At 58.6% G+C, this 370-nt stretch carries 1 protein-coding gene; it reads left to right on the top strand.

Annotation, left to right across the window (positions count from 1 at the left end; all coding sequences use genetic code 11):
* Positions 1-370 (top strand): Ig-like domain-containing protein (locus tag ACW5W8_RS23950; protein WP_498630907.1); only part of this gene is annotated, 370 nt, incomplete at both ends.

The following is a 370-nucleotide window of genomic DNA, read 5'->3' as shown; positions in this document are numbered from 1 at the left end:
ACGGCGATACCGACAGTGCCAAAGTCAACATCGCCGTCAAGCCGATGAATGATGAAGTTGATGCGGTGAGCGACGACTACGAGGTCAACGAGGATGGCTCGGTGACCCTGACCCTGCTGGCCAACGACAAGGCGCCGGATGGCGGGCTGGCGATCAAGTCTATCAACGGCGTCGAGCTGACCGGACTGGCGCAGACCATCGCGGTACAGGGCGGCAATGTCGTGATTGCTGCGGATGGCAGCATCAGCTTTGTGCCGGGCAAGGACTTCAACGGTGACATCAGCTTTGACTACGTGGCCCAGGACGCTGACGGCGATACCGACAGTGCCAAAGTCAACATCGCCGTCAAGCCGATGAATGATGAAGTTGA

The organism is Aeromonas aquatilis (assembly GCF_054052405.1).
This window is presented reverse-complemented; position numbering and strand designations above follow the sequence as displayed.